The organism is Staphylococcus sp. FSL W8-0056 (assembly GCF_037963075.1).
Lineage (GTDB): Bacteria > Bacillota > Bacilli > Staphylococcales > Staphylococcaceae > Staphylococcus > Staphylococcus aureus.
In genome coordinates, this window is record NZ_CP150142.1 from 355,228 (window position 1) to 373,154 (window position 17,927).

Annotated in this window: 17 protein-coding genes; 11 read left to right on the plus strand and 6 right to left on the minus strand. The window is 31.9% G+C overall.

All coding sequences use genetic code 11. The annotated features are described in order from the left end of the window. Positions 1-490 precede the first annotated feature (490 nt). Genes NSS86_RS01805 through NSS86_RS01815 form a run of 3 tightly spaced genes read right to left on the minus strand, consistent with a single transcriptional unit; the run spans position 491 to position 2,990 of the window. Entirely contained in the window at positions 491-1,420 is a 930-nt protein-coding gene (locus tag NSS86_RS01805) for a metal ABC transporter substrate-binding protein (RefSeq protein ID WP_000737651.1), read from the minus strand. Further along, the gene (locus NSS86_RS01810) at positions 1,417-2,253 is read right to left on the minus strand and encodes a metal ABC transporter permease (protein ID WP_000889252.1); all 837 of its coding nucleotides are present in this window, start codon (positions 2,251-2,253) and stop codon (positions 1,417-1,419) included. The genes NSS86_RS01805 and NSS86_RS01810 overlap by 4 nt, the downstream gene beginning before the upstream one ends. Then, the gene (locus NSS86_RS01815; protein ID WP_000894464.1) at positions 2,247-2,990 is read right to left on the minus strand and encodes a metal ABC transporter ATP-binding protein; all 744 of its coding nucleotides are present in this window, start codon (positions 2,988-2,990) and stop codon (positions 2,247-2,249) included. Before NSS86_RS01815 ends, NSS86_RS01810 begins: the two co-directional genes overlap by 7 nt. A 121-nt stretch (positions 2,991-3,111) precedes the next feature. Here NSS86_RS01815 and NSS86_RS01820 point away from each other — a divergent pair, with 121 nt between their 5' ends. Beyond that, entirely contained in the window at positions 3,112-3,756 is a 645-nt protein-coding gene (locus NSS86_RS01820) for a metal-dependent transcriptional regulator (protein WP_000954654.1), read from the plus strand. 79 nt (positions 3,757-3,835) lie between these two features. Here the strand turns inward: NSS86_RS01820 and NSS86_RS01825 are convergent, their stop codons facing one another. Next, entirely contained in the window at positions 3,836-4,588 is a 753-nt protein-coding gene (locus NSS86_RS01825) for a M50 family metallopeptidase (RefSeq protein ID WP_001108547.1), read from the minus strand. Positions 4,589-4,823: 235 nt separating this feature from the next. Here NSS86_RS01825 and tarA point away from each other — a divergent pair, with 235 nt between their 5' ends. Continuing rightward, entirely contained in the window at positions 4,824-5,588 is a 765-nt protein-coding gene (gene tarA / locus NSS86_RS01830) for an N-acetylglucosaminyldiphosphoundecaprenol N-acetyl-beta-D-mannosaminyltransferase TarA (RefSeq protein ID WP_000215388.1), read from the plus strand. A 60-nt stretch (positions 5,589-5,648) separates the two neighbouring features. Here the strand turns inward: tarA and tagH are convergent, their stop codons facing one another. After that, positions 5,649-6,443: a teichoic acids export ABC transporter ATP-binding subunit TagH gene (tagH, locus tag NSS86_RS01835; protein ID WP_001103231.1), complete on the minus strand. Its 795-nt coding sequence runs from the start codon at positions 6,441-6,443 to the stop codon at positions 5,649-5,651. 346 nt (positions 6,444-6,789) lie between these two features. Between tagH and tagG the strand changes: the two genes are divergently transcribed. From tagG to tagD, 4 genes are all read left to right on the plus strand, one after another. Continuing rightward, entirely contained in the window at positions 6,790-7,602 is an 813-nt protein-coding gene (tagG, locus tag NSS86_RS01840; RefSeq protein ID WP_001273058.1) for a teichoic acids export ABC transporter permease subunit TagG, read from the plus strand. A 98-nt stretch (positions 7,603-7,700) separates the two neighbouring features. Beyond that, positions 7,701-8,804 carry a teichoic acid glycerol-phosphate primase TarB gene (gene tarB, locus NSS86_RS01845; protein ID WP_001101602.1) on the plus strand — a complete coding sequence of 368 codons (1,104 nt, stop codon included), beginning with the start codon at positions 7,701-7,703 and terminating at the stop codon, positions 8,802-8,804. Continuing rightward, complete coding sequence (locus NSS86_RS01850) at positions 8,801-9,862, plus strand: glycosyltransferase family A protein (protein ID WP_001241182.1); 1,062 nt, start codon at positions 8,801-8,803, stop codon at positions 9,860-9,862. The genes tarB and NSS86_RS01850 overlap by 4 nt, the downstream gene beginning before the upstream one ends. A gap of 62 nt (positions 9,863-9,924) precedes the next feature. Continuing rightward, a complete protein-coding gene (gene tagD / locus NSS86_RS01855; protein ID WP_000832260.1) occupies positions 9,925-10,323 on the plus strand; it encodes a glycerol-3-phosphate cytidylyltransferase in 399 nt (132 codons plus the stop codon). A gap of 116 nt (positions 10,324-10,439) precedes the next feature. Here the strand turns inward: tagD and pbp4 are convergent, their stop codons facing one another. After that, on the minus strand, positions 10,440-11,735 hold the full coding sequence (gene pbp4 / locus NSS86_RS01860; RefSeq protein WP_000793067.1) for a penicillin-binding protein PBP4: 1,296 nt from the start codon (positions 11,733-11,735) through the stop codon (positions 10,440-10,442). A gap of 420 nt (positions 11,736-12,155) precedes the next feature. On the opposite strand from pbp4, the gene NSS86_RS01865 reads away from it, so the two are divergent. The 5 genes from NSS86_RS01865 to NSS86_RS01885 all read left to right on the plus strand — a co-directional run bounded on the left by NSS86_RS01865 (position 12,156) and on the right by NSS86_RS01885 (position 17,906). Continuing rightward, entirely contained in the window at positions 12,156-13,883 is a 1,728-nt protein-coding gene (locus NSS86_RS01865; RefSeq protein WP_339302319.1) for an ABC transporter ATP-binding protein, read from the plus strand. A 356-nt stretch (positions 13,884-14,239) separates the two neighbouring features. Next, positions 14,240-15,469, plus strand: a complete 1,230-nt coding sequence (locus NSS86_RS01870; protein ID WP_000479279.1) for a nucleoside transporter C-terminal domain-containing protein — start codon at positions 14,240-14,242, stop codon at positions 15,467-15,469. A 254-nt stretch (positions 15,470-15,723) separates the two neighbouring features. Continuing rightward, positions 15,724-15,816, plus strand: coding sequence for a hypothetical protein (locus NSS86_RS01875; protein ID WP_001788321.1), 93 nt, complete (start codon positions 15,724-15,726; stop codon positions 15,814-15,816). A 177-nt stretch (positions 15,817-15,993) separates the two neighbouring features. Further along, positions 15,994-16,827 carry a YitT family protein gene (locus NSS86_RS01880; RefSeq protein WP_001044662.1) on the plus strand — a complete coding sequence of 278 codons (834 nt, stop codon included), beginning with the start codon at positions 15,994-15,996 and terminating at the stop codon, positions 16,825-16,827. A gap of 281 nt (positions 16,828-17,108) precedes the next feature. Then, complete coding sequence (locus NSS86_RS01885; protein WP_001080809.1) at positions 17,109-17,906, plus strand: ABC transporter ATP-binding protein; 798 nt, start codon at positions 17,109-17,111, stop codon at positions 17,904-17,906. The last annotated feature ends 21 nt before the right edge of the window (positions 17,907-17,927 follow it).

Genomic DNA, 17,927 nt, shown 5'->3' on the forward strand with positions numbered 1-17,927 from the left:
GACGCGCGTGAATCTCTTTTATAAGAGTGTGTAGGGAATGGCGTTGTATAAATTGTATTAGAAGAACTTCTAACGCATCTCTGTGGTTAAAAGAGATGAAGGGAACGACAGTTTAATTAAAACTGCATAAGAACTTCTAGCTTTTCTCTTTCGTTCAAAGAGAAGCAGCTGTTCGCAGTTTAATCAAAACCACATAAAGCTTTTAACTTTACTCTTTGATTTAAAGAGTGACAAATGTTTACAGTTTAATTAAAACTGCATAAGAACTTCTAGCTTTTCTCTTTCGTTCAAAGAGAAGTTCTAATACCACCATATCGTGCGATCGGGAACGGTATATATATTAATAGGAGGGTAATATATATTTAACGCACGATATGGGACTATTAGCCTTCGACTTTGTTATGTTGATGTGTAGCCTAAAATATTGGAGATACCAATATTTTAGGTTGCATCAACATCAATTCATCTTACTTCATTAAAACACAGCGTGTTATTTCATGCTTCCGTGTACAGTTTCAATATTTGATTTCATCATTTTGTAATAAGAGTCACCTTTAGTGCCTTCTTTACCGATTGAATCTGTGTACACTTCACCAAAGATATCTTTCTTCGTTTCTTCAGATAAACTTTCCATTGCTTTCTTATCAACACTTGTTTCTACTAATAAGTGTTTTAATTTGTGCTTTTTAACAAACTCAATAGCTTGTCTCATTTGTTCAGGTGTACCTTGTTTTTCAGTGTTAATTTCCCAAATATAACCTGGTGTAATACCGTATTGTTTTGAGAAGTACTTGAAGGCACCTTCACTTGTAATCATGGCACGTTGTTCTTTTGGAATGTCATTAAATTTGTCTTTACTGTCATTATTTAATTTTTCCAATTGAGCAATGTATTTGTTACCTTGCTTTTCATAATCTGCTTTATGTTTTTTGTCGTTATCGATAAATGTTTGTTGAATTGTTTTTACGTATTTAATACCATTATCTAAACTTAACCATGCGTGTGGATCTTGTTTATCTTTGTTGCCTTCTTCACCGTTTAAATAGATAGGTTTAACATCTTTTGATACTGCGATAACTTTTTTATCTTTTAATGATTTACCAGCCTGTTCTAAGGCTTTTTCAAACCAACCGTTACCAGTCTCTAAATTTAATCCGTTGTATAAAATAATGTCAGCGTCAGTTAACTTTTTAATATCTTTAGGTTTAACTTCATATTCATGAGGATCTTGACCAACAGGTACAATACTATGAATATCGACGTTGTCTCCACCAACATTTTTAGCCATATCATATAAAATTGAATTCGTCGTTACTACTTTTAATTTGCCATTTGACTTATCACTGCTTTGTTTACCACCAGTACCACATGCAGCAACTAGAAGTAATAAGGCTAATAATAAAGGTACTAATTTTTTCATGTTAAACTTCCTCGTTTCTTTCTATTCGTAAATTTTGTGAAAAATAATGTGATGATATAAATTACAAACGTACAAAGTACGATTGTCGCACCACTAGGAATGTTGTAAATATAGCTGTAATAAAGTCCGACAATTGAACTTATGACACTTATTAAACTTGCTATAATCATCATTGAGTATAGTTTTTTACTAATTAAAAATGCTGTAGATGCAGGTGTAATTAATAATGCAACTACAAGAATAATACCTACCGTTTGAATACTTGCTACTGTTACTAATGAGAGTAACAACATCACAAAGTAATGTAATAACGTCGTATTTAGACCACTCATTCTACTAAACGTTGGATCGAATGTAGAAATCATTAATGGACGATAGAAAATAATGATTAGAATAAGGACGATTGAACCAATCACAATAGTTGTTAAAAATGCACTATTTGTGATTGCCAGTAAATTACCAAACAGAATATGGTACAAATCTGTCGTAGTGTTTATTAAGCTAATAATAATAATCCCCGAAGCTAAGAAAGCGGTAAAACTAATTCCAATAGCGGCGTCAGGTTTCGTTTTACTACTAGATGTGATATAACCGATAAAAATACTTGCGATCATACCAGTTATAAGTGCGCCTACAAACATTGGAATACCAAATAAGAATGATAGGGCAACACCAGGTAATACTGCGTGACTCATTGCATCTCCCATTAATGAAAGACCACGTAATACAATTAAACTACCAACTGTACCACAAACTATCCCTACAATAATTGAAGTTATCAATGCTCGATTCAAGAATTGATATGTAAATAAATGTTCGACAAACTCTAACATGTTATATTGCTCCTTTGACTAGGGTCACTACAGTCAGTGCTACTCATAAATGTTTCGTTTAAGCGAGTGACACTCATAGCCTCTTCACTATCACCAAAGTATCGTAATGTTTGATTTAATAGAATAATGCGATCAAAGTATTGCTTTGCTTTTGATAGATCATGGTGGATGATAAGAATAAGTTTTCCTTGTTGTTTTAAGTTCTCGATTTTTGTCATGATTAATTTTTCGCTACTAAAATCAATTCCGACAAACGGCTCATCTAGAAAATAAACTTCACTTTCGGACATCAATGCTCTTGCTACTAGCACACGTTGTAATTGTCCACCACTTAATTCTGAAATTTGTCGATGACGTAAAGATTCTAATTCTAAATCGCTTAATAACTGTTTGAGTTTATCCCTTGCTGATTTATTAGGTCGTCTAAACCATCCAATTTCTTTGTAGCAACCTGATAAAATCACTTGTTCCACACTTATAGGAAAATCTAAATCAATATGTGCTTTTTGTGGAATATATGTAATATGTTGCAGTTGTTGTTGTATAGGTTTGTTATATAACAATTTAGTACCGGTAGCATTAAATTCACCAATTAAAGACTTGATAAGGGAAGATTTACCAGCACCATTCGGGCCCATGATACCAATTATTTCGCCGCGTACTGGTATCGATAAGGAAATGTTTTTAAGTACATGCTTATTACCTAAAAACAGATTTAAATCTTTTGTTTCTAACAAACGTTTATACCTCCTAATTAAAAGTTTAGGCTAACCTAATTAATTGTATAATAAACTGAGAATATTTATCATGTCAAGTAAATTCGTGATATAATATAGACAATGTATGTGAGGTGAAAGTATGTTAACTGAAGAAAAAGAGGACTATTTAAAGGCAATCCTTACGAATAATGGCGATAAAAACTTTGTGACAAATAAAATCTTATCTCAATTTTTAAATATTAAGCCTCCATCTGTAAGTGAAATGGTAGGACGTCTTGAAAAAGCAGGCTATGTTGAAACAAAACCATACAAAGGTGTTAGATTAACAGAGGATGGTTTAACGCATACGCTTGATATCATTAAGAGACATCGACTATTAGAATTATTTTTAATAGAAATATTGAAATATAATTGGGAAGAAGTACATCAAGAAGCAGAAATTTTAGAACATCGAATTTCAGATTTATTTGTTGAAAGGCTGGATAGCCTGTTAAATTTCCCAGAAACTTGCCCGCACGGCGGTGTGATTCCTAGAAATAATGAATATAAAGAGAAATATATAACAACGATTTTGAATTATGAACCTGGTGATATCGTTACAATCAAACGTGTGAGAGATAAGACCGATTTGCTAATATATTTGTCTAGTAAAGATATTTCTATTGGTAATGAAGTGGAAATTGTATCGAAAGATGAAATGAATAAAGTAATTATCATTAAACGTAATGATAATGTAATTATTGTCAGTTACGAAAATGCAATGAACATGTTTGCTGAAAAATAAAATAAAGAAGCCATAAAGATATCCATGATTGAACTGATAAAGACATATGGATAATTGCTTTAGGCTTCTTTTTTATTAGTTAATTTATCAAGTGAGTATATTTGAGTAAAATATTCACTGCATAAAGATTGAAGATAATCCAGATTGTACTATAAATGAAGATAGGTACATGACTGAGTTCTTTAAGTGCACTACCATCCCACTGTGGACTCGGACGCTGGAAAGTCAATTTAGCAATCGTCCAACTAGATTGTAGAACTTCGCCTAATAATACACCTAAAATATATTGATAACTCATTGTGACAAGTAGTTGAATTTCTACTATATTTTCATCTTTTAATATAAAATACAACATGATAGAAATTAAAGTTATAACAACAATGGGTGAGCCTTTTCTAGATGTTAAAATTAAAAAATAAATAAATATCAATAAATAGGTAAATATAAAGAAACTAGGTATCTGATAATGGCTCGACGCTAAACCTATCAATAACATAATAGGTGGCATTAAATAACCACCAATCGTTGTAAGCCATTGGCCTGCTAGATGTCTAGATTGTGTAATTGCGAATCCTTGTTGTAATGTCTGTTGTCGCTCTCGTGGACTTGTTACAATGACTAAATCTTTTGCACGGCCACCAGCGAGTTTATTAAACAGTACATGACCAAATTCATGTGTTAAAACAGGGATATAGTTTAAAATGACATCTAAATAGTTCAAAACAGGCTTATGTCTATATTGATGAATAGCAATATAACAAGCTGCAACAATAACGATAATGTATATATTAAGTTGAATTGTCGTATTAAAAAAGTTTGATAAATAATTCATTGTTAACCTCATATAAGATATTAATTTAAAGTTTGCTTAGCACTTATTATAAATGATATTGGCATCAATAGCGTTAGACTTTAGACTTACCTTAGTTAAACTAATTTTAATTTTTGAAAAGGTGAATATGTGTTAAAATAAAGCAAAATCATTTCGATATAAATAGGATGAATATAAATACTGTTAATATTGATTACACTAACATAATAATGAAATAAGATAGGAGATTCCTGTTATGACTGTTGAAGAAAGATCCAATACAGCCAAAGTTGACATTTTAGGGGTCGATTTTGATAATACAACAATGTTGCAAATGGTTGAAAATATTAAAACCTTTTTTGCAAATCAATCAACGAATAATCTTTTTATAGTAACAGCCAACCCTGAAATAGTGAATTACGCGACGACACATCAAGCGTATTTAGAGTTAATAAATCAAGCGAGCTATATTGTTGCTGATGGGACAGGAGTAGTCAAAGCTTCGCATCGTTTAAAGCAACCTCTAGCGCATCGTATACCTGGTATTGAGTTGATGGATGAATGTTTGAAAATTGCTCATGTAAATCATCAAAAAGTATTTTTGCTAGGGGCAACTAATGAAGTTGTAGAAGCGGCACAATATGCATTGCAACAAAGATATCCAAACATATCGTTTGCACATCATCACGGTTATATTGATTTAGAAGATGAGACAGTAGTAAAACGAATTAAACTGTTTAAACCTGATTACATATTTGTAGGTATGGGATTCCCTAAACAAGAAGAATGGATTATGACACATGAAAACCAATTTGAATCTACAGTGATGATGGGCGTAGGTGGTTCTCTTGAAGTATTTGCTGGGGCTAAAAAGAGAGCGCCTTATATATTTAGAAAATTAAACATTGAATGGATATATAGAGCATTAATAGATTGGAAACGTATTGGTAGATTGAAGAGTATTCCAATATTTATGTATAAAATAGCCAAAGCAAAAAGAAAAATAAAAAAAGCGAAATAGTCATGATGATAAAAATAAAACCGAGGAAATCCTTAAATGGAGATTCTCGGTTTTTTCGGTTTATTTAATAACGAAGCGGGCCTCATCGAGTTTGTTTCTAAATTCTTTTTGTTCGGCTTTGGATTTCTTTTTAAAATCGTTAAGGAAAGCTTCATATTTAGGTAATACATCATCAAGTTCACCGTAATCTTTTAACTTTCCGCCTTCAATCCAAGCAATCTTAGTACAAAATTGTCTCACTTGGCCTAAGTTATGACTAACGAAAAAGATGGTTTTGTTTTGCTCTTTAAACTCGTAAATTTTATCTAAACATTTTTGTGCAAAAGTTTGGTCACCTACAGATAAAGCTTCGTCAATGACTAAGATATCTGGATTAACTGTGATATTAATTGAAAAACCAAGTTTTGCACGCATACCACTTGAATACTTTTTAACTGGTTGATAAATAAACTCACCAAGTTCACTAAATTCAATAATCTTAGGTGTCATCGCTTTAATTTCTTTTCGCTTAAAGCCCATACATAACATTTTAAATTCGATATTTTCAATCCCTGTAAGTTGTCCACTCAAGCCAGCACTAATTGCGATAACGCTGACTTCACCATTACGATCCACTTTGCCAACAGTAGGCGACAAAGAACCGCCAATGATATTGCTCAACGTTGATTTGCCGGAACCATTGATGCCAACAAGCCCTATGACGTCACCTTCATATGCTTTTAAACTAATGTCATCTAAAGCGAAAAATGTTTTGTTTTTATGTTTGGGAATGAGCGCATCTTTCATACGTTCTTTATTTGTACGATAAATACGATATTCTTTTGTTACATTTTTAATGTTTACCGAAACGTTCATTTGTAGACCTTCCTTATTCACATTTATCTAGATTATAATATACTACTCAACAGTTGTTAAATTTTAAAACCTGTTGTAAAGTGTATAGAAGATTTTGTTATTATCAGAGTTGGTGTTTTGACACAAAATGTTAATCATCAATGATAACAATGATATTTAAAAACTAAACTTATTTCAACTTACATGATTGTATACTATAATGTATTTGTAATAAACTAATATTTTAAAGAACTAGACAATAATTTTGATAGCATCCATGTATAGTGATAGTATTTACAACAATTATTATAATACTATTTAGTTAAGTAGAGAAATAGTTAAACATTTGAAAGTGTGGTTTAATGGAATGTCAGCAATAGGAACAGTTTTTAAAGAACATGTAAAGAACTTTTATTTAATTCAAAGACTGGCTCAGTTTCAAGTTAAAATTATCAATCATAGTAACTATTTAGGTGTGGCTTGGGAATTAATTAACCCTGTTATGCAAATTATGGTTTACTGGATGGTTTTTGGATTAGGAATAAGAAGTAATGCACCAATTCATGGTGTACCTTTTGTTTATTGGTTATTGGTTGGTATCAGTATGTGGTTCTTCATCAACCAAGGTATTTTAGAAGGTACTAAAGCAATTACACAAAAGTTTAATCAAGTATCGAAAATGAACTTCCCGTTATCGATAATACCGACATATATTGTGACAAGTAGATTTTATGGACATTTAGGCTTACTTTTACTTGTGATAATTGCATGTATGTTTACTGGTATTTATCCATCAATACATATCATTCAATTATTGATATATGTACCGTTTTGTTTTTTCTTAACTGCCTCGGTGACGTTATTAACATCAACACTCGGTGTGTTAGTTAGAGATACACAAATGTTAATGCAAGCAATATTAAGAATATTATTTTACTTTTCACCAATTTTGTGGCTACCAAAGAACCATGGTATCAGTGGTTTAATTCATGAAATGATGAAATATAATCCAGTTTACTTTATTGCTGAATCATACCGTGCAGCAATTTTATATCACGAATGGTATTTCATGGATCATTGGAAATTAATGTTATACAATTTCGGTATTGTTGCCATTTTCTTTGCAATTGGTGCGTACTTACACATGAAATATAGAGATCAATTTGCAGACTTCTTGTAATATATTTATATGACGAAACCCCGCTAACCATTAATAAATGGAAGTGGGGTTCATTTTTGTTTATAATTTAAGTAAATAACATATTAAGTTGGTGTATTATGAACGTTTTAATAAAGAAATTTTATCATTTGGTAGTTCGAATACTTTCTAAAATGATTACGCCTCAAGTGATTGATAAACCGCATATCGTATTTATGATGACTTTTCCAGAAGATATTAAGCCTATCATCAAAGCATTAAATAATTCGTCGTATCAGAAAACTGTTTTAACAACACCAAAACAAGCGCCTTATTTATCTGAACTTAGCGACGATGTTGATGTGATAGAAATGACTAATCGAACATTGGTAAAACAAATTAAGGCTTTGAAAAGCGCGCAGATGATTATTATCGATAATTATTACCTATTACTAGGTGGATATAATAAGACTTCTAATCAACACATTGTTCAAACGTGGCATGCAAGTGGTGCATTAAAAAACTTTGGATTAACAGATCATCAAGTCGATGTGTCTGACAAGGCAATGGTTCAGCAGTACCGTAAAGTTTATCAAGCGACGGATTTTTACTTAGTGGGTTGTGAACAAATGTCACAATGTTTTAAACAGTCTTTAGGTGCAACAGAAGAGCAAATGCTGTATTTTGGGCTTCCGAGAATTAATAAATATTACACAGCTGATAGAGCAACGGTTAAGGCAGAGTTAAAGGATAAATATGGAATTACAAATAAGTTGGTATTATATGTACCAACATATAGAGAAGATAAAGCAGATAATAGGGCTATTGATAAAGCTTATTTTGAAAAATGTTTACCAGGATATACACTGATTAATAAATTACATCCATCAATTGAAGATTCAGACATTGATGACGTATCTTCAATCGACACGTCTACATTAATGCTAATGTCAGATATAATTATTAGCGACTATAGTTCGCTGCCAATAGAAGCTAGCTTGTTAGATATTCCAACTATATTTTATGTGTATGATGAAGGAACATATGATAAAGTGAGAGGCCTGAATCAATTTTACAAAGCAATACCGGATAGCTACAAAGTGTATACTGAAGAAGATTTAATAATGACGATACAAGAAAAAGAACATCTATTAAGTCCGTTATTTAAAGATTGGCATAAGTATAATACTGATAAAAGTTTACATCAGCTCACAGAATATATAGATAAGATGGTGACAAAATGAGGCTTACGATAATCATACCTACATGTAATAATGAGGCAACAATTCGACAATTGTTAATATCTATTGAGAGTAAAGAACACTATAGAATCCTTTGTATTGATGGTGGTTCTACTGATCAAACAATTCCTATGATTGAACGGTTACAAAGAGAACTCAAGCATATTTCATTAATACAATTACAAAATGCTTCGATAGCTACGTGTATTAATAAAGGTTTGATGGATATCAAAATGACAGATCCACATGATAGTGACGCATTTATGGTCATAAATCCAACATCAATCGTATTGCCAGGTAAATTAGATAGGTTAACTGCAGCTTTCAAAAATAATGATAATATTGATATGGTAATAGGGCAGCGAGCTTACAATTACCATGGTGAATGGAAATTGAAAAGTGCTGATGAGTTTATTAAAGATAATCGAATCGTTACATTAACGGAACAACCAGATTTGTTATCAATGATGTCTTTTGACGGAAAGTTATTCAGTGCTAAATTTGCTGAATTACAGTGTGACGAAACTTTAGCTAACACATACAATCACGCAATACTTGTCAAGGCGATGCAAAAAGCTACGGATATACATTTAGTTTCACAGATGATTGTCGGAGATAACGATATAGATACACATGCTACAAGTAACGATGAAGATTTTAATAGATATATCATAGAAATTATGAAAATAAGACAACGAGTCATGGAAATGTTACTATTACCTGAACAAAGGCTATTATATAGTGATATGGTTGATCGTATTTTATTCAATAATTCATTAAAATATTATATGAATGAACACCCAGCAGTAACGCACACGACAATTCAACTCGTAAAAGACTATATTATGTCTATGCAGCATTCTGATTATGTATCGCAAAACATGTTTGACATTATAAATACAGTTGAATTTATTGGTGAGAATTGGGATAGAGAAATATACGAATTGTGGCGACAAACATTAATTCAAGTGGGCATTAATAGGCCGACTTATAAAAAATTCTTGATACAACTTAAAGGGAGAAAGTTTGCACATCGAACAAAATCAATGTTAAAACGATAACGTGTATATTGATGACCATAAACTGCAATCCTATGATGTGACAATATGAGGAGGATAACTTAATGAAACGTGTAATAACATATGGCACATATGACTTACTTCACTATGGTCATATCGAATTGCTTCGTCGTGCAAGAGAGATGGGCGATTATTTAATAGTAGCATTATCAACAGATGAATTTAATCAAATTAAACATAAAAAATCTTATTATGATTATGAACAACGAAAAATGATGCTTGAATCAATACGCTATGTCGATTTAGTCATTCCAGAAAAGGGCTGGGGACAAAAAGAAGACGATGTCGAAAAATTTGATGTAGATGTTTTTGTTATGGGACATGACTGGGAAGGTGAATTCGACTTCTTAAAGGATAAATGTGAAGTCATTTATTTAAAACGTACAGAAGGCATTTCGACGACTAAAATCAAACAAGAATTATATGGTAAAGATGCTAAATAAATTATATAGAACTATCGATACTAAACGATAAATTAACTTAGGTTATTATAAAATAAATATAAAACGGACAAGTTTCGCAGCTTTATAATGTGCAACTTGTCCGTTTTTAGTATGTTTTATTTTCTTTTTCTAAATAAACGATTGATTATCATATGAACAATAAGTGCTAATCCAGCGACAAGGCATGCACCACCAATGATAGTGAATAATGGATGTTCTTCCCACATACTTTTAGCAACAGTATTTGCCTTTTGAATAATTGGCTGATGAACTTCTACAGTTGGAGGTCCATAATCTTTATTAATAAATTCTCTTGGATAGTCCGCGTGTACTTTACCATCTTCGACTACAAGTTTATAATCTTTTTTACTAAAATCACTTGGTAAAACATCGTAAAGATCATTTTCAACATAATATTTCTTACCATTTATCCTTTGCTCACCTTTAGACAATATTTTTACATATTTATACTGATCAAATGAGCGTTCCATTAATGCATTCCCCATCATATTACGTTGCTTCTCGCCACCAAGGTTTTTATAGTCTCCTGCACCCATGATAACTTGATTAATTCTAAATTTACCTCGTTTGGTAGTAATCGTATGGTTGTAATTTGCTGTATCACTTGATCCAGTTTTTAAACCATCTGTACCAGGCAAACTCATTTTTGCACCTTCCAATGAAAAGTTGAATGTGTAATACGTAACTGCATGCGTTGTTGGTGCTAACTGCTTTGTAAAGTCTAATATTTTAGGTGTCTCTTTAATCACGTGTAAATCTAAAATGGCATAGTCTCTAGCAGTCGTTACAGTACGTTCTTGGTCTTTATACTTTGTTGGTGCAAATGAACGTAATCTTGAATTTTCAGCACCCGTTGGATTGACGAAATGTGTATTTTTCATTCCGATAGCTTTAGCTTTGTTATTCATTAAATCAACGAAATCGCTGGTGTTTTTTGATACCTTCTTAGCTAAAATTAATGCCGCGGCATTACTAGAATTAGATACTGTAATTTGTAATAGGTCTGCGATTGTCCATACTTGTCCAGGATATAGTTTCGTATTACTCAACTCAGGTAGTGTAGACATAATATATTCTTTGTTCGTCATTGTGACTGTGTCATCAAGTGAAAGCTGCCCCTTATTTACAGCTTCCAATGTTAAGTACATTGTCATTAATTTAGTCATAGACGCTGGATTCCACTTAGTATCGATATTGTATTGATACAGTAATTGTCCAGTTTGACTTACATTAACAGCACTCGTCGGTTCGTATGCAGCCGACAAACCTGCATAACCATATTGATTTGCTGCTTGTACAGGGGTTACGTCACTGTTAGTAGCTTGTGCATATGGTGTCATAATACTTAATGTTAAACATAAAATGATGATAATAGATATTAAATTTTTCATAAAGCGTTAATCTTCCCTTTTCCAATTCTTAAATATTCCCTAAAAGCAATGGTTATTCCTACTTACGGAAATCATTGCTAATTCACTTCACCTTAATTAAATTGTTGAAAATAAAGTTTTCTGCAGTTAATTTGAAAAATAATGCAAATATATTACGTGTGTAGCTAAAGGTGTTATAATGTTTGTACGAAGAGCAAACTTACTCAAAAGCGATTAATTTTCATGTTTTAATATAAAGACTTTGAGAAGTTATTACAAAAAATGCAATAGAAATATTCTATCATATAAATGTTATGAGCGGTATTTTGGGGCAACACTTTATTTGATTTTTAAAGTTTTGTTGGGAGAAAGTATATGATAGAAATGCATGTATCTATCTAAATGAATTAACTATAAATTTCAAACAGAAGAGGTAAAACTATGAAACGAGAAAATCCATTGTTTTTCTTATTTAAAAAACTATCATGGCCAGTGGGTCTTATCGTTGCAGCTATCACTATTTCATCACTAGGGAGCTTAAGTGGACTATTAGTGCCACTGTTTACTGGACGAATTGTAGATAAATTTTCCGTGAGCCATATCAATTGGAATCTAATCGCATTATTTGGTGGTATCTTTGTCATCAATGCTTTATTAAGCGGATTAGGTTTATATTTATTAAGTAAAATTGGTGAAAAGATTATTTATGCGATACGCTCAGTTTTATGGGAGCATATCATACAATTAAAAATGCCATTCTTTGACAAAAATGAAAGTGGTCAATTAATGAGTCGATTAACTGACGATACGAAAGTGATAAATGAATTTATTTCACAAAAGCTACCTAACTTATTACCATCAATCGTTACATTAGTTGGGTCACTAATCATGTTATTTATTTTAGATTGGAAAATGACATTATTAACATTTATAACGATACCGATATTCGTTTTAATTATGATTCCTCTAGGTCGTATTATGCAAAAGATATCGACAAGTACACAATCTGAAATTGCAAACTTCAGTGGTTTGTTAGGGCGTGTCCTAACTGAAATGCGTCTTGTTAAAATATCAAATACAGAGCGTCTTGAATTAGATAATGCACATAAAAATTTGAATGAAATATATAAATTAGGTTTAAAACAGGCTAAAATTGCGGCAGTTGTACAACCAATTTCAGGTATAGTTATGTTGCTAACAATTGCAATTATTTTAGGTTTTGGTGCATTAGGAATTGCGACTGGTGCAATCACTGCAGGTACATTAATTGCAATGATATTTTATGTTATTCAGTTATCTATGCCTTTAATCAATCTTTCCACGTTAGTTACAGATTATAAAAAGGCAGTCGGTGCAAGTAGTAGAATATACGAAATCATGCAAGAACCTATTGAACCGACAGAAGCTCTTGAAGATTCTGAAAATGTATTAATTGATGACGGTGTATTGTCATTTGAACATGTAGACTTTAAATATGATGTGAAGAAAATATTAGATGATGTGTCGTTCCAAATCCCACAAGGTCAAGTGAGTGCTTTTGTAGGTCCTTCTGGGTCTGGTAAAAGTACGATATTTAATCTGATAGAACGTATGTATGAAATTGAGTCAGGTGATATTAAATATGGCCTTGAAAGTGTCTATGATATCCCGTTATCTAAGTGGCGACGCAAAATTGGATATGTTATGCAATCAAATTCGATGATGAGTGGAACAATTAGAGACAATATTTTATACGGAATTAATCGTCATGTTTCAGATGAAGAACTTATTAATTATGCTAAATTAGCGAACTGTCATGATTTTATCATGCAATTTGATGAAGGATATGACACGCTTGTAGGTGAACGAGGATTGAAACTGTCTGGCGGACAACGTCAACGTATTGATATTGCTAGAAGTTTTGTTAAAAATCCTGATATTTTGTTACTTGATGAAGCAACAGCTAATCTCGATAGTGAAAGTGAATTGAAAATTCAAGAAGCTTTAGAAACATTGATGGAAGGTAGAACAACGATTGTCATTGCGCATCGTTTGTCTACAATTAAAAAAGCCGGTCAAATTATATTCTTAGACAAAGGACAGGTAACAGGTAAAGGTACGCATTCAGAACTGATGGCATCACATGCGAAGTATAAAAACTTTGTAGTGTCTCAAAAATTAACAGATTAATTTTATATATAAGTAAGCTTGGAGCAAATACACATATACCATCGAGGAAATTAAAGTGTGGCACATTGATGGATATAGATGTTAATAAATTGCTTCAAGCTTTTGTCTATTTTAAATCATTTGAGAAGTTACGACATAATAATTCTTAAATTAATAAAATCGATATTTTAAGAAAAAAATGCTCATGGTATAATACAAGTTATAAGCAAACATACATATATTAAATACTGTAGCCACGAGTCATAATTCTTCATATTTTACATAGCAATTTAACTGATTTTAGAGTCCACGGTACAGAAGTTTGATATTTCAATGTTTCTAAATTTTTAAAAAATTAAATCATAGGTGGGTGCTAAATGTTTTTATTAATCAACATTATTGGTCTAATTGTATTTCTTGGTATTGCGGTATTATTTTCAAGAGATCGCAAAAATATCCAATGGCAATCAATTGGGATCTTAGTTGTTTTAAACCTGTTTTTAGCATGGTTCTTTATTTATTTTGATTGGGGTCAAAAAGCAGTAAGAGGAGCAGCCAATGGTATCGCTTGGGTAGTTCAGTCAGCGCATGCTGGTACAGGTTTTGCATTTGCAAGTTTGACAAATGTTAAAATGATGGATATGGCTGTTGCAGCCTTATTCCCAATATTATTAATAGTGCCATTATTTGATATCTTAATGTACTTTAATATTTTACCGAAAATTATTGGAGGTATTGGTTGGTTACTAGCTAAAGTAACAAGACAACCTAAATTCGAGTCATTCTTTGGGATAGAAATGATGTTCTTAGGAAATACTGAAGCATTAGCCGTATCAAGTGAGCAACTAAAACGTATGAATGAAATGCGTGTATTAACAATCGCAATGATGTCAATGAGCTCTGTATCCGGAGCTATTGTAGGTGCGTATGTACAAATGGTACCAGGAGAACTGGTACTAACGGCAATTCCACTAAATATCGTTAACGCGATTATTGTGTCATGCTTGTTGAATCCAGTAAGTGTTGAAGAGAAAGAAGATATTATTTACAGTCTTAAAAACAATGAAGTTGAACGTCAACCATTCTTCTCATTCCTTGGAGATTCTGTATTAGCAGCAGGTAAATTAGTATTAATCATCATCGCATTTGTTATTAGTTTTGTAGCGTTAGCTGATCTATTTGATCGTTTTATCAATTTGATTACAGGATTGATAGCAGGATGGATAGGCATAAAAGGTAGTTTCGGTTTAAACCAAATTTTAGGTGTGTTTATGTATCCATTTGCGCTATTACTCGGTTTACCTTATGATGAAGCGTGGTTGGTAGCACAACAAATGGCTAAGAAAATTGTTACAAATGAATTTGTTGTTATGGGTGAAATTTCTAAAGATATTGCATCTTATACACCACACCATCGTGCGGTTATTACAACATTCTTAATTTCATTTGCAAACTTCTCAACGATTGGTATGATTATCGGTACATTGAAAGGCATTGTTGATAAAAAGACATCAGACTTTGTATCTAAATATGTACCTATGATGCTATTATCAGGTATCCTAGTTTCATTATTAACAGCAGCTTTCGTTGGTTTATTTGCATGGTAATATGTCGAAGAGTGACTATGATAATACATTTTAACTAATAAATATGTCCAGGCATGTCGTCTATTGATATAGGTGAGATGCTTGGACTTTTTTATTATTGATATAAAGGTATTTAAATATTTTTAAAGTTACCGAAATTGAAGCATTATAAAAACCAAGTGCACATGGTAATACACTTGGCTTTTATGGGAAATGAATATTATTGTACATATGACAGTAAGGACTAGGTACAGTCATAGTACTTCGAGCAAAATTTGTTTTGTTATTATAAACAACACAAAGGAGATAACTTCTCTATTGAAGAAGTTAAAAACATTATAGCAGACAATGAAATGAAAGTAAATTAAAAATTCAGAATATTTTTAATTATTATATTGTGAGTGATATTTATTAGGGAAAGCTATTCTTCATATAAATTAGTTAAATAGTAAATCTTTGTTAGAACTCTTTCCATAGAGTTGTGACAGCATTTTTGTTGTGCTACTATTTTTATAGTCTAATAAATATATAAAGGGGATGGTTTCGTGAATAAAACGGTTAAAGATTTAATACTAGTTGTCTTAGGTTCATTTATCTTTGCTGCAGGTGTAAATGCATTTATTATTTCTGGTAACTTAGGTGAAGGCGGGGTTACAGGTTTAGCAATTATTTTATATTATGCGTTTCATATTTCACCAGCCATCACTAACTTCTTGGTCAACGCAGTATTGATTGCCATAGGTTATAAATTTTTGAGTAAGAGAAGTATGTACTTAACTATTCTTGTAACAATTCTTATTTCAATATTTTTGAGTTTAACAGAATCATGGCAAGTAGAAACTGGAAACAGCATTGTGAATGCCATTTTTGGTGGTGTAAGCGTTGGACTAGGAATCGGAGTAATTATCCTTGCAGGCGGTACAACAGCAGGTACAACAATTTTGGCGAGAATTGCAACGAAATACCTCGATGTAAGCACGCCATATGCTTTGCTTTTCTTCGATATGATCGTTGTTGCAATTTCACTTACAGTTATTCCACTTGATAAAGTATTAGTAACAGTAATATCACTTTATATAGGAACAAAAGTGATGGAATATGTCATAGAAGGTTTAAACACTAAAAAAGCTATGACGATTATTTCAACTAATCCCGACAAACTTGCCAAAGCAATAGACGAGCAAATTGGAAGAGGTTTAACCATTTTAAACGGACATGGCTATTATACGCGTGAAGAAAAAGATGTCTTATACGTTGTTATTTCTAAAACACAAGTTTCAAAAGCAAAGCGATTAATTAAACAAATCGATAAAGATGCATTCCTCGTAATTCATGATGTAAGAGATGTCTATGGTAATGGCTTTCTTGCAGATGAATAAATAAATGGTATGAGCACACATACTTAAATAGAAGTCCACGGACAAGTTTTTGAACTATGAAGACTTATCTGTGGGCGTTTTTTATTTTATAAAAGTAATATACAAGACATGACAAATCGAGCTATCCAATTTAAAAAGTAATGTTAGTCAATAAGATTGAAAAATGTTATAATGATGTTCATGATAATCATTATCAATTGGGATGCCTTTGAAAATTGATAATTTAAAAATAGAAATTATTTTTTATAAACAGAAAGAATTTTATTGAAAGTAGGGAAATTATGAATCGTTTGCATGGACAACAAGTTAAAATTGGTTACGGGGATAACACGATTATAAATAAATTAGATGTTGAAATACCAGATGGCAAAGTGACGTCAATCATTGGTCCTAACGGCTGCGGGAAATCTACTTTGCTAAAGGCATTGTCACGTTTATTGGCAGTTAAAGAAGGCGAAGTATTTTTAGATGGTGAAAATATTCATACACAATCTACGAAAGAGATTGCAAAAAAAATAGCCATTTTACCTCAATCACCTGAAGTAGCAGATGGCTTAACTGTTGGGGAATTAGTTTCATATGGTCGTTTTCCACATCAAAAAGGATTTGGTAGATTAACTGCTGAGGATAAGAAAGAAATTGATTGGGCAATGGAAGTTACAGGAACTGATACATTCCGACACCGTTCAATCAATGATTTAAGTGGTGGTCAAAGACAACGTGTTTGGATTGCAATGGCATTAGCACAAAGAACTGATATTATCTTTTTAGACGAACCAACAACATATTTAGATATCTGTCATCAATTAGAAATACTAGAATTAGTTCAGAAGCTAAATCAGGAACAAGGTTGTACAATTGTCATGGTTCTTCATGATATCAACCAAGCGATTCGTTTCTCAGATCATCTTATTGCGATGAAAGAAGGGGATATCATCGCTACAGGTTCAACAGAAGACGTATTAACACAGGAAATATTAGAAAAAGTTTTTAATATTGATGTTGTTTTAAGTAAAGATCCTAAAACTGGAAAACCTTTACTGGTAACTTATGACTTATGTCGCAGAGCTTATTCTTAATTAAGTAAGTTAATATGATAA